This is a genomic window from Noviherbaspirillum aridicola (genome assembly GCF_019656455.1).
GTDB classification, from domain to species: domain Bacteria; phylum Pseudomonadota; class Gammaproteobacteria; order Burkholderiales; family Burkholderiaceae_D; genus Noviherbaspirillum; species Noviherbaspirillum aridicola.
On sequence record NZ_BPMK01000016.1, the window covers coordinates 47637 to 59830 of the forward strand.

10 protein-coding genes are annotated in these 12194 nt (G+C 66.7%); 1 reads left to right on the forward strand and 9 read right to left on the reverse strand.

Features of this window, described 5'->3' with window-relative positions; all coding sequences use genetic code 11:
* Nucleotides 1-8 precede the first annotated feature (8 nt).
* From NCCP691_RS16830 to NCCP691_RS16845, 4 genes are all read right to left on the reverse strand, one after another.
* A complete protein-coding gene (locus NCCP691_RS16830) occupies nt 9-2630 on the reverse strand; it encodes a bifunctional diguanylate cyclase/phosphodiesterase (protein WP_238482484.1) in 2622 nt (873 codons plus the stop codon).
* A 337-nt stretch (nt 2631-2967) separates the two neighbouring features.
* Nucleotides 2968-4002 (reverse strand): Rieske 2Fe-2S domain-containing protein, encoded by a 1035-nt coding sequence (locus tag NCCP691_RS16835; protein WP_238482476.1) that lies wholly within the window; start codon nt 4000-4002, stop codon nt 2968-2970.
* Entirely contained in the window at nt 3986-4519 is a 534-nt protein-coding gene (locus tag NCCP691_RS16840) for a nucleoside deaminase (protein WP_220809723.1), read from the reverse strand. Before NCCP691_RS16840 ends, NCCP691_RS16835 begins: the two co-directional genes overlap by 17 nt.
* A gap of 67 nt (nt 4520-4586) precedes the next feature.
* A complete protein-coding gene (locus NCCP691_RS16845; protein ID WP_220809724.1) occupies nt 4587-5732 on the reverse strand; it encodes a BMP family ABC transporter substrate-binding protein in 1146 nt (381 codons plus the stop codon).
* A gap of 188 nt (nt 5733-5920) precedes the next feature.
* Between NCCP691_RS16845 and NCCP691_RS16850 the strand changes: the two genes are divergently transcribed.
* Nucleotides 5921-6400, forward strand: coding sequence for an SET domain-containing protein (locus tag NCCP691_RS16850; RefSeq protein WP_220809725.1), 480 nt, complete (start codon nt 5921-5923; stop codon nt 6398-6400).
* Between the two features lie 66 nt (nt 6401-6466).
* Here NCCP691_RS16850 and NCCP691_RS16855 read toward each other — a convergent pair whose 3' ends face one another.
* The 5 genes from NCCP691_RS16855 to NCCP691_RS16875 all read right to left on the reverse strand — a co-directional run bounded on the left by NCCP691_RS16855 (nt 6467) and on the right by NCCP691_RS16875 (nt 12137).
* Entirely contained in the window at nt 6467-8998 is a 2532-nt protein-coding gene (locus NCCP691_RS16855) for a sensor domain-containing protein (RefSeq protein ID WP_220809726.1), read from the reverse strand.
* 142 nt (nt 8999-9140) lie between these two features.
* Nucleotides 9141-9551: a response regulator gene (locus NCCP691_RS16860; protein ID WP_220809727.1), complete on the reverse strand. Its 411-nt coding sequence runs from the start codon at nt 9549-9551 to the stop codon at nt 9141-9143.
* Between the two features lie 303 nt (nt 9552-9854).
* Nucleotides 9855-10142 (reverse strand): HU family DNA-binding protein, encoded by a 288-nt coding sequence (locus NCCP691_RS16865; protein WP_220809728.1) that lies wholly within the window; start codon nt 10140-10142, stop codon nt 9855-9857.
* Nucleotides 10143-10224: 82 nt separating this feature from the next.
* The gene (locus NCCP691_RS16870) at nt 10225-11349 is read right to left on the reverse strand and encodes a M48 family metallopeptidase (protein WP_220809729.1); all 1125 of its coding nucleotides are present in this window, start codon (nt 11347-11349) and stop codon (nt 10225-10227) included.
* Entirely contained in the window at nt 11346-12137 is a 792-nt protein-coding gene (locus tag NCCP691_RS16875; protein WP_220809730.1) for a TIGR00266 family protein, read from the reverse strand. The genes NCCP691_RS16870 and NCCP691_RS16875 overlap by 4 nt, the downstream gene beginning before the upstream one ends.
* Between the last annotated feature and the right edge of the window lie 57 nt (nt 12138-12194).

Below are 12194 nucleotides of genomic sequence, written 5' to 3' on the forward strand. Positions count from 1 at the left end.
AGCGCCGCTCACAGCGCCGGCCGGGCCATCAGTGCCGCCACCGCGTCGCCGGGGACGGCCGGCGAAAAAAGGAAGCCCTGCACTTCGTCGCAGTTGAGCTTGCGCAGCATGGACAGCTGTTCCGGCGTTTCCACGCCCTCCGCGACGACGCACATGTCGAGTGCGGACGCCATGGATACGATGGCCTGGAAAAGCACCTGGCCCTCGGTGCCGGACGTGAGCGCGTCGGTGAACGCCTTGTCGACCTTCAGGACGTCCACGTCCAGCCTGTGCAGCTGCGCGAGCGAGGAATGGCCGGTGCCGAAGTCGTCGACCATCAGCTTCACCCCGAGCTCACGCAGCTCCTGCAATTCCCGGATGACGCCGCGGCTCTGGTCGATGACCGCCGATTCGGTCAGTTCCACCTCGACCAGTCTGGCCTCGACATCGTGGCGGCGCAGGCAGGCGGCGAGATAGCTGCTGACATTGCCGACCTTCAGCTGATGCGGCGAGACGTTCACCGAGACCGGGGAGACATGCAGGCCCATCCGCTTCCAGGCGGCGAGCTGCGCGCAGACTTTCTCGATCACCAGCTCGCCCAGCCGCACGATCAGTCCCGTGTCTTCCGCGACGTCGATGAACTCGCCCGGGTACAGCAGGCCGCGTTCCGGGTGCTGCCATCGCACCAGCGCCTCCATGCTGCTCATGCGCCCCGACTGCACGCCGTAGCGCGGCTGAAAGTACACCACGAATTCATCATTCTCCACCGCGTGCCGCACCGCATGCTCGCGGCTCAGCCGCGTGATCAGCGATTCCGACAGATTGGGGTGGTAGAAGTGATACCTCCCCTTCCCGGCGGACTTGGCCGCGTACATGGCGACATCGGCGTGCTTGAGCAGCGTCTCGCCGTCGCGCCCGTTATGCGGATAGGTACTGATGCCGATGGAGGCGTGTATGCGCTGGCCGGAAATTCCCTTGACGGTGAATGGCGCGCCGAGGGACTTGATGATCTGGTCCGCCACGCGCGAGACGTCGCTCGCGCCCTCGAGATGTTCCAGCACCACGGTGAACTCGTCGCCGCCGAGGCGGACCGCATGGTCGCTGGCGCGGATCGTTTGCCGCAGGCGCAATGCCACTTCATTGAGCAGCTCGTCGCCGGCGTCGTGGCCGAGCGTGTCGTTGATGTTCTTGAAGTCGTCGAGGTCGATGAAGAGAACGGCGAGCTGCTTCATTGCATTGCCGGCCCGGGCGAGCGCGAGCGGCAGGTAATTGACGAGCCAGTGCCGGTTGGGCAGGCCGGTGAGGGCATCGGTGTTGGCGAGCTGCACGAGTTCCTGTTCATGCGCCTTGCTGCTCGAAATATCGCGCACCACCATCGCAATGCCGCCCGCCGAACGCATGAAACGCCGGTAGAGCCAGGCGGGCTGCCGGCCTTTCAGTGCCGGCACCCGGAATTCCTCTTCCAGGAAGCCGGTCTCCATCACATTGCGCAGGATGCGCAGGGTATCGCGCTGATATTCGACGGGCAGCGCTTTCGAAAGTACCAGGCCGAGCATGTCCGTGCGCTGCATGCCGGCGAAAGCCGCGGCGCGTTCGTTGCAGTCTTCTATCCGGAAATCGAGCGCATAGCCGGTGCCGTCCATGATGGGCCTGAGCATGTAAAACCCTTCCTGGGCGGCGTCCACGGCGAGGCGATAGGTCTCTTTCGTATCCTCAGCCTGCCGCTTGCGCTCGCCGAGTTTCCGCGAAAACCACATGCCCACGACGGCCACCGCCGCAAGGAGTACGGTAACCAGGCTTGCCGCGAGGCGCCAGTCGGCCGCGCTCGCGCGATACGCTCCCAGAATTTCATCCGTCTTCAGTCCGACGATCGCCACCACCGGGTAGCGCGCCGATTTCTGCCATGCGACGAGCCGCTCGGCGCCGTCGACGAACTTGTTGCCGGGTTCGTTCAGCACGCCTTCGGTGGTGGAAAAGACCGGGTTGGCCCGATAGAAGATCGGCCGCTTTCCATCCTGCTGTCCGACCCGCGTCGCCAGCACGGAGCCATTCCAGAGCCGGATCGAGATGAACTCGCCCGGGTTGAGCTGGCCGGCGCCGTAGAAGGTCGTGAGATACGGAGGTTCGACGGTCACCCATGTGGCGCCGTCGAATTCGCCCGTCAGGGTCTCCAGCCGGCGGCTGAAGCGAATGATCGGCCTTCCGCTCCGCGGTCCGACTTCCTGCGGCGAAATCAGCAGCCCTAGCTTGCGGTCCGCCCGATGTGCCCTGAACCAGTCCCTGTCCGCGAAGTTGAGCGGGTTAGGCAGGCCGAAGGTGCTCGCGGTGACGTTGCCGTCCCGGGTGGCGACGGAGGCGTTGAAAAAATTGCTGGGGAAGATGCCGTTGCGGTAATAAGCCGCCAGGTTCAGCTCACCCTGCTTCTCTTGCCATAAGGTGCGCAGGAGCAGCGTCGTGCGGTCGATCTCATCCAGCGTGCGGCTTATCTGCTCCGAGTACGCATCCGAGAGCGCCGCGGCGCGCATCGCGCCGCGCTCCATGGCGGCCGCCCGCTCGTTGCTCAGCCTGGCTTCGGTGGCGATCCAGAGAACGGCAATCAGGATGAATGCAATGGCGAGCCAAGGAAGCTGAGGCGCCTCATTCCGCGGCATTGCCACGTTGTGATTCTTCTGAACCGGCTCTTTAATATCCTCTGGAACAGGCATCAATTCTTCTGCGGACGGCCGGGGGCAAGCCCTGGCAGCGGGCCGTCAAGTGAGTCGGAGATCCAGGGGGATGCAATTTGCAGACCCGCCGCGGAGCCCCCGGGTTGCACCCGATCCGGTGTTCCTTCGGAAAAAATGACCGCGCGTGCGGCAAGAATTGCGTCCGCCAATGAAAAAAGGCCCGCACTCTCGTGCAGGCCTCGTGCGCGCCTGACTGATTGCCGGCAGAACAGGAACGCCCGGCCATCTTATGCGGCGTCTCCCTTTGCTGCCTTGAGGAAAGTCAGCGCGGCGGTTTTTCCGCCTCGTCGGGGATGACGCCGTAGCGCATGCCGAGGCGCGCGAGCATGCGGCGATACGCGGCCGACAGGCGGTCGGCGCGTTGCGGCACCTCGATGCCGGGGCCGAGGGGCATGCGCTTCGGACGCTGCGATTCGAGCACCGCGAGGTCCTGCAGGAAAATGCGGTCCTGGAAGGCCCGCAGCTCGTCGTCGCCGGAGACGCTGTTGGTCATGGCGAGGATGATCCAGGCGCGGCAGTGTTCCTCGTCCATCGGCTGCACGTGCAGGCTGATGGCTTCATGAAAGCCGTCCTGCGCCTGGGGCAGCTTGGTCAGGATGGCCGACAGCGGACGCACGACCCGGTAGGTGTATTCCACCATCGAGCCGCCGGCCGCGAGCAGGTTGGCCTGCGGCTGCCAGGCGAAGCAGCCGGTCGCGATCACGCCCTTCATGCCGTCGTCGCCGAGTCCGTCGTCGAACTCCGCGACCTTGTAGTCGGTGATCTCGGTATGTTCCGCATCGCCGAGTATGCCCTCGTGGACAAAGCCGAAGTGGGCCATGTCGAGGAAGTTTTCGATGATGCGCGGGCCGCAGGCATGGACGAGGTAGGGACCGCATACCACCTTGCGCAGCGCCGGGTTGGCGTGCTCGGGGAAAGGCAGCAGCCGGCGCGGCGCCGTGCCGAGGCAGACCCAGACGAGGCCGTAGGCTTCCTGCGCGAGGAAGCGGCGGGTGCAGGCCGTCTTCGGCGGCGTGTCGCGGGGATGCGCCGGCTGCAGCCGGCACTGGCCGGCGGTGTCGAACTGCCAGCCGTGATACGGACAGACCACGCGGTCGCCGGCCACCCTGCCCAGGGACAGGCGCGCGCCGCGATGCGGGCAGCGGTCCTCCCAGGCATGCACCGAACCGTCCTGCGACCGCCAGACGATGAGGTCCTGTTCCAGCAGGCGTACCGGCTGCATCGCGCCCGCCTGCAGCGTCTCGCCGGCCGCTACCGGGTGCCATTCGTTCAACAGCAGTTCATCCATTGCTTTCATTTCCGTTCCAGAATCCTTCATGCGCCTGCGCGGCTTCCGCTGCCATCTCGGGCATCGGCCCCACCACCTCGATGGACCGCTGCCCGCGTGCGAAGACCTCGCGGCAGGGCAGGGACAGGGTGGGGTTTTCCGGGTGGTCGCCGGTGAGGCGCAGCAGCGCCTGTTCCGACATCGCGTACACCACGCGGCCGATGCCGCACCAGTAGATCGCGCCGGCGCACATCGCACACGGCTCCGCATTGCTGTAGAGCGTGCAGCCGGCCAGCGCCTCGGGCGTCAGGGCGCGCGCCGCTTCCGCCGCGGCGAGCCGCTCCGCGTGCTGGGTCGGGTCGCCCTCCGGCGGCATCGAATTGTTCATCGCCTCCGCCACCACGCGACCGTCGCCGTCGACCACGATCGCTGCGAACGGATGGCGTCCCCGCTCGCGGCTCCGCCATGCCAGCGCGAGCGTGCGCTGCATGAATATGCGGTCCTGTTCGCTTGCGGCGCCCGCCGGGGCGCCGATGCGCTCTTTCATGTCTTCTCCTGCGCAAAAAAGGGCCGTCCGGCAGTCCGGACGGCCCCGTGAGCATGCCACGTCCCGCTTATTTCGGGATCGAGCCCTCGACGCCCTTCACATAGAAGTTCATCCCCTTGAGCATGCCGATGTCGGCTTCCTTGCCGGCCGCCACCACTTCCTTGCCGGACTGGTCGACGATCGGGCCGGTGAAGACGATAGGCTTGCCCGCCGCGAGCTCGGCCTTGCGTTCCTCGACCAGTTTCCTGACGTCTTCCGGCAGCGCGGGATTCAGGCTGGCGAGGTCGATCGAGTTTTCCTTCACGCCCCACCAGGTCTCGCCGCTCTGCCACTTGCCGTCGAGCGCGGCCTGCACCGCCTGCTTGTAGTACGGACCCCAGTTGATCACGGCGGAGGCGAGATGCGCCTTCGGGCCGAACTTGGACATGTCGGAGTCCCAGCCGAATGCGTACACGCCCTTTTCCTCGGCCGCCTGCAGCGTGGCGGGGGAGTCGGTGTTCTGGATGAGCACGTCCACGCCCTGGCTGATCATGGTCATCGCGGCGTCGCGCTCCTTGGGCGGATCGAACCAGCTGGAGACCCAGATCGCGCGGGTCGACACCGCGGGATTGACCGACTGCGCGCCGAGCGTGAAGGCATTGATGTTGCGGATCACTTCCGGGATCGGGAAGGAGGCGACCACGCCCAGCTTGTTCGACTTCGTCATCTTGCCGGCGATGACGCCGGCGAGATAGGCGCCCTCGAAGGTCTTGGTCTCGTAGACCGACATGTTGGGCGCCGTCTTGTAGCCGGTCGCATGTTCGAACTTCACGTCCGGGAACTGCTTGGCGACCTTGAGCATCGGCTCCATGTAGCCGAAGGTGGTGCCGAAGACCAGCTTGTGGCCCTGCGAGACGAGGTCGCGGAACACGCGCTCGGCGTCGGCGCCTTCCGGCACCTTTTCGACGAACGTGGTCTTGATCCTGTCGCCGAACTCCGCCTCGATCGCCTTGCGGCCGGTGTCGTGGGCGAAGGTCCAGCCGGCGTCGGCGACCGGGCCGACGTAGACGAAGGCGACTTTCAGCGGCTCCGCCGTGGCGGCGGCGGCCGGCGCTGCCGCCGGTGCTTCGGCCGGCCGGGTTTCTTCCTTCTTGCCGCAGGCGAGCAGCATGAGTGCGGAGCCCGCGATGACGAGTCCTGTCTTGAGCGTGTGGCGCTTTTTCTGATCGAGCATGTAGTGTCCCTGGTTGAAAAGAGTGTGACGGCAGTGATGCATCGTAGCAATTTTCAGACCAGTCGTGTCGGCGCGCTTTACCGTCCATTACCGCCCATCGGCACCCGGCGCCCTTCTTGCTTGTGCGCGAGAATACCCGCCCGGCACCGGCGCGGTGCATCCCGCACTGAAAGGAAACAGAGATAGCAATGAAGCGCGTACTGGCCAGCACTCAGCCGCCCTGGGAAGTCAGGGCATCGGGCATACACGGCAACGGCGTCTTCGCCCGCCGCAGGATAGCGGCAGGCGACCCCATCATCGAATACCGCGGCGAACGCATCCATTGGCCGCAGGCGGAGGAGCGCGCGGCGCAGCGCGGCGGCCCGCTGAATCACACCTTCTTCTTCACGCTCGCCGACGGCCGGGTGATCGACGGCGGACGGCGCGGCAATGAAGCACGCTTCATCAACCATTCCTGCGAACCGAACTGCGAAGCGATGGAGCATGAGGACGGGCGGGTCTGGATCTATGCGCTGCGCGATATCGAGCGCGGCGAGGAACTGCATTACAACTATGCGCTGATCTACGAGGGGCGGCATACCGCGGCGGTACGGCGGGCCTTCGCCTGCCACTGCGGCGCGCCGTCGTGCAGCGGCGTGATGCTGCAGCCGAAGCGGCGGCGGGGATAGCCCGCTTCCGTATCCACGCCCCGGCGGGCAGGGCGCACCGGACAGCCGACCGTCGCCCGCGGGCGCTCAGTGCACCTGCCCGGGCCGCGACAGCACCTTCCCCTGCCGCAGCAGCCGCGACAGGTCGTCCGGCGGCACGGCGGGGCTGAGGATGTAGCCCTGCACCTCGTCGCACTCGTGCGATTGCAGAAAGCGGACCTGGTCTTCGGTGGTGACGCCCTCGGCCACCACCTTCAGGTCCATGGTGTGGGCAAGCGCGATGGTGGCCGAGACGATCGCGGCATTGTCGCGGCTGGCCGAGATGTCGCGGATGAAGGACTGGTCGATCTTGAGCGCATCCACCGGCAGGTGGCGCAGGTAGCTGAGCGAGGAATAGCCGGTGCCGAAGTCGTCGATCGAGATCGAGACGCCGGCGTCGCGGATCTCGACCAGCTTGGTGAGCGTGGATTCGACGTTCTGCATCAGGCTGCTCTCGGTGATCTCCAGCTCCAGCCACTTCGGGTCGAGCCCGGTCTCGCGCAGCGTATCCTGCACCGCCTGGCTGATCGAGGATTCGGGCGCGAGCTGGTGCGGCGAAATGTTGACCGAAACCTTCAGCGGCGGCAGGCCGCTCGCCTGCCAGAGGCGGTTTTGCCGGCACGCGGTTTTCAGGACCCAGGTCCCGAGCTCTTCGATGAGGCCGATCTCCTCCGCCAGCGGGATGAACTCGTTCGGCGGCACCAGGCCGCGCTCCGGATGCTGCCAGCGCAGCAGCGCCTCGGCGCCGACGATGCGCTGCTTGGCGATGTCGACCCGGGGCTGGTACCAGACCACGAGTTCGCCCTTTTCCAGCGCCAGCCGCAATTGGTGCTCCTGCAGCAGCCGCGCCTTGACGCGCTCGTTCATGTCCTCGCGGTAGAGACGGAAGGCGCCGCCGCCGGCCGACTTGGCTTCGTACATCGCGAGGTCGGCCGCGCGCAGCAGGGCGCCGGCGCTGCTGCCGTCCTTCGGGTACAGGCTGCAGCCTATGCTGCCGGAGACGACGAATTCATGCCCTTCGAGCGTGACCGGCTTTTCGATCTGGGCCAGCACGTTGCGCGCGACGATCACCACGTCCTGGGCGGTGGCGATGTTTTCGAGGACGATGACGAATTCGTCGCCGCCGAGGCGGGCCACGGTGTCGGCCTCGCGCACGCAGGACTTGAGACGGTCGGCGACGATGCGCAGCAGGGCATCGCCCATGTCGTGCCCCAGGCTGTCGTTGACCAGCTTGAAGCGGTTGAGATCGAGGAACAGCACCGCGACCCGGTGGCCGTCGCGTTCGGCCTGCACCAGCGCATGGCGCAGGCGGTCGTCCAGCAGATTGCGGTTGGGCAGCCCGGTCAGCGCGTCATAGGTGGCGAGATACTCGATGCGCCGTTCATAGCTCTTGCCATGGGTGATGTCACGGGCGATGCCGTGGACGCCGACGATCCTGCCGTCGACGACGATCGGCACCAGGGTCACATGCGCGTCGTACGGCGCGCTGTCCTTGCGCAGTGCGGTGGTCTCGAAATTGGAGGCGGTGCCGCGCACCGCGGCCTCGAAGCGTTCCCGCACCGAAGCCATGCAGTCGGGATCGATCAGCGCCTGCCAGCGGCAGTTCGTCAGCTCTTCGCTGCTGCGGCCCGTCAGTACGCAAAACGCCTGGTTGGCGGAGGTCAGCCGGCCGTTGAGGTCGAACGCGAACACTCCATCCGGATGATGCTCGAACAGCGAGTGGAAGCGCTGGTCGCGCTCGGCCAGCGCGTACGCCGCTTTCTTGCTGGCGGTGATGTCGCGCGCCACGCAGTAGAAGCGCTCGTCGGCGCGCGACCAGTTGACCGTCCAGCTGACATTCACGATGTCGCCGTTGCGCCCGAGGAAGCGAGCCTCGAGTGCGAGATCGGCACCGTCGCGGCGCGCGGTGAGCGCGGCATCCGCCAGCATCGCGCGGTCGTCGGGATGCGCGAGGTCGAGGAAGGACTTTCCGGCAAGCTCTTCCGGGCGATAACCCCAGACCCGCTGCGAGGCGGCGCTGACCTGCACGAAGCGATTGTCGGCATCGACGGCCGCGATCACGTCGAGCGAGTACTCCATCAGCCGCCGGTTCACGTGCAGCGCCGCTTCCAGCTCCGCCTGGCTCTGCCGCAGGCGGTCGAGCGCCTGCCGCAGTTCGGCCTGGTGCTGGCGCAGCTGGGTGTCGATCGTCCTGCGTTCGCGGTTGTCGCGGATCGAGGCGCAGAACAGCAGCGTGTCTTCCATCTGCACCGGCGTGATCGTGACTTCGATCGGCAGGCGCTTGCCGTCCTTGTTCAGCGCGCTCAGTTCCAGCCGCCGGTTGAGCGAGCGGTGGAAGCCGGTGGAGCGGAAAACCCGCAGCCCGCGTGCAAAGGCGACGCGCGCATCGGGAGGCAGGATCATTTCACTGAGACGCGCGCCGATCGCTTCTTGCCGGGACCAGCCGAAGATGCGCTCCGCCTCGGGATTCCATTCATGGATCAGATCGTCGTCGCCGACCACGATGAATGCGTCCATCGCATTCATGATCATTGCATTGAGCAGGGCAGCGAGACGGTCGCCGGATTCCAACAGGTTCATGTGGATATTGTTTAGCCTTGCGGAAAGGTGCCGCAGGGGTTCGACTTGCACGACGCGCAAGGGTTCGGTCGGGATGACGGCGCGCAATGGGCTATCGCGGGTCCCGCGTGCCGGACGGACTGTGGGCGCAGGTGTTCGTTCTTTATTTCTGCAGGGAGGGACGGGCGGCGGCAACCGGCAGCCCGGCAAACAGCTCGGTCTCGTTGAGCACGAGTTGCAGCTGGTACAGATCGAAGGGCTTGGGCAGCAGACGGAAATCGAAGTCGGTCTTGTCGGCGACGAGGAAACCGTTGCCGCTGACGAACACGACGCGCAGCCCGGGAAGCTTGCGCACCAGGATATCCGCCAGGCGGATGCCGGACATGCCCGGCAGGTTGATGTCGGCCAGCAGGATGGCGAAGCGGTGCCGCCCCTGTTCCACCATCGCCAGCGCCTCCTCGGCGCTGGCTGCGGCGCTGACCTGGTGGCCGAGCAGCACAAGCATCTCGGACATCAGGCTGCGCGTCGCGGGGTCGTCTTCGACGACGAGAATGGGGGCTGTTGCAGAAGTCATTTGAATGGGGCGGTCGCTTGCGTCTCCGGCGTCGTTGCCGGGTTCTCTGGTCCATATCATCCTTGTCCCCGACCTGCCGGCTTTGCGCCAGCTAAAGCTTCGACGACGAGGGATTCGAGAAATGGCAATCCGCGATTCTGTGTGGATTCGGGCAAGTTTTCAACGCCGCATCCGGGCAATGGCAGGGGGAATTGATCGCGCTCAACCCGCTTGCCATTTGTATAACGCTGCGGGAAGGAGGAAGGGGGAAAGGGAGCGGAGCGGGGGAGGGGAAGCGGGCCGGGAAGCCCCGGCCCGGGGGAATTACTTGACCTTGACCTTGGCGACCAGGGTCTTCAGCGCCGGGCTGGGCTTGAAGCGCACGCTCTTGGATGCCTTGATCTTGAGGGCTTCGCCGGTCTTCGGGTTGCGGCCCGTGCGCGCTGCGCGCTGGCTGACGGTGAAGGTGCCGAGGTCGGGGAAGGAGAAACGGCCTTCCTTCTTCAGGTCGGTGCCGATAAAGCCGAACACCTGCTCAACGATCTGCTTGGCCTTGACCTTGGTCAGGTCGTTGTCGGCCGATACTTTTTCAATGATTTCAGACTTGTTCATTCAATCTACTCCCAGGAAAAAATTGCCAGAATACAACCGGCGCTGAAATATACCTTATCCGCCGCAGAATGGGCAGGGGAAATCAGCGCGCCTGTTGCGCGCGCGGCAGCGAAGCGCGCACCGCCTGCCAGTCGATGCCGGGCTCGCGGTAGTCGCGCGCGGGCAATTGCGCGATCTGCTCCTGCAGCGCCGTCATGCGCTCGGCCGATGGCGGATGGGAGGAAACCAGCGACATGCCGGGTATGCGCGCCTCGTTCTCCGCCAGCCGGCCGAAGAAGCGCGCCATCGGCTGAGGCGACAGCCCCGCGTCATGCAGCGCGCGCACCGCGCGGGCGTCGGCTTCGGTCTCGGCGTCGCGCGAGAACTTGAGTTCGGCCAGTCTGGCCGCCCAGGCGCCGGCCGCGCTGCCGGACCAGTCGCCGAGCGCGATCGACAGGACGAGGCCGAGCCCGGCGCTTTTCACCATCGCCTCCAGCGAGTGCCGCTCCTCCACATGCGCGATTTCATGCGCGAGCACGCCGGCAAGCTCGCCCGGTTCCGCGGCGGCCTCGATCAGGCCGGTATTGACCACCACCACGCCTCCCGGCGCGGCAAAGGCATTCACCGTGCGGTCTTCCGCCACGAACCAGCGCCAGCGGTAGGCGGAGCCGCGGCTCAGTTCGCGCCCGAGCTGCTGCACGGCCGCATGCGCCGGGCCGTCTTCGCGCAGGGTGACGCGCGCGCGGGTCTGGGCCAGCACCAGGTCGCCGAGCCGTTCCTCGGCGCCGCGCGGCACATGCTGAACCGCCCAAGCGGCGATCCGGTCCGACTGCATGAAGAACACGCCGAGCGCGACGAAGGGCAGCAGCAGGATCAGGCCGCAGAGCAGCAGGGCGGCGCGGAAGCGGCCGCCGATGCGGCGCCGCTGCGCCCGCGCGGTGCCGGCGGCGGCGGCGAGCGCCGGCGGCGCGGCGGCAAGAAAGTCCTCGCGCCCCGATTCGATGAAGAGTTCGAAGCTGCCCTCCGGTGCGGTCCAGCCCAGCCGCAGCTGTTCGCCGTTGAAGCCGGCAGCCTCCAGCCGCAGCCCGGGCGCCGGGACCGCCAGCGAGCGGCCGCCGCAGCCGACCTCCAGCATCCCGCCCCGCCAGGCCGCATGCGCCTCGCTGCCGGCATCGGCGCAGCCCGGGCCGAACAAGCGGCCGCGCCAGCCGCCCGCCCGCGCGTTCACTCGTCGTCGCCGCCGAGCAGGCCGCCCAGCGCGGTGCCGCCGAGGAGCGAGCTGCTGGCGCCGCCGGCGGCCGGCGCGGCCACCATCAGCCGGCTGGCCAGCCGCGACAGCGGCAGCGACTGCAGCCAGATCTTTCCCGGGCCGCGCAGGGTCGCGAAGAACAGGCCCTCGCCGCCGAACAGCGCCGACTTGATCTTGCCGACGAACTTGATGTCGAAGTCGACCTGGGGCTGGAAGGCGACCACGCAGCCGGTGTCGACGCGTAGGACCTCGCCCGGAGCCAGGGTGCGCTCGACCAGGGTGCCGCCCGCATGCACGAAGGCCCAGCCGTCGCCTTCGAGCTTCTGCATGATGAACCCCTCGCCGCCGAACAGGCCGGCGCCCAGCCGCCGCTGCAGCGCAATGCCGAGCGATACCCCCTTGGCCGCGCACAGGAAGGAATCCTTCTGGCAGATCAGTGTGCCGCCGATGTCGGCCAGGTGGATGGGCACGATCTTGCCGGGGTAGGGAGCGGCGAAGGCGATGCGGCGCTTGGCCGCGGCCTCGTTGTGGAAGACCGTCGTGAACAGCGACTCGCCGGTGAGCAGGCGCTTGCCGGCGCCGAGCAGCTTGCCGAACAGCCCGCCCTGCTGGGAGCCGTCGCCGAACACGGTATCCATCTCGACCCCGTCCTGCATGAACATCATCATGCCGGCTTCCCCGACCGCGGCTTCGCCCGGATCGAGCTCCACCTCGATGTATTGCATGTCGCTGCCGAAAATCTGATAGTCGATCACATCCATTGCCATGGCATTCCTCCCGGTGAATATGAATAAGGGTGACTGGGCGCAGCCGCGCCGCTTGCG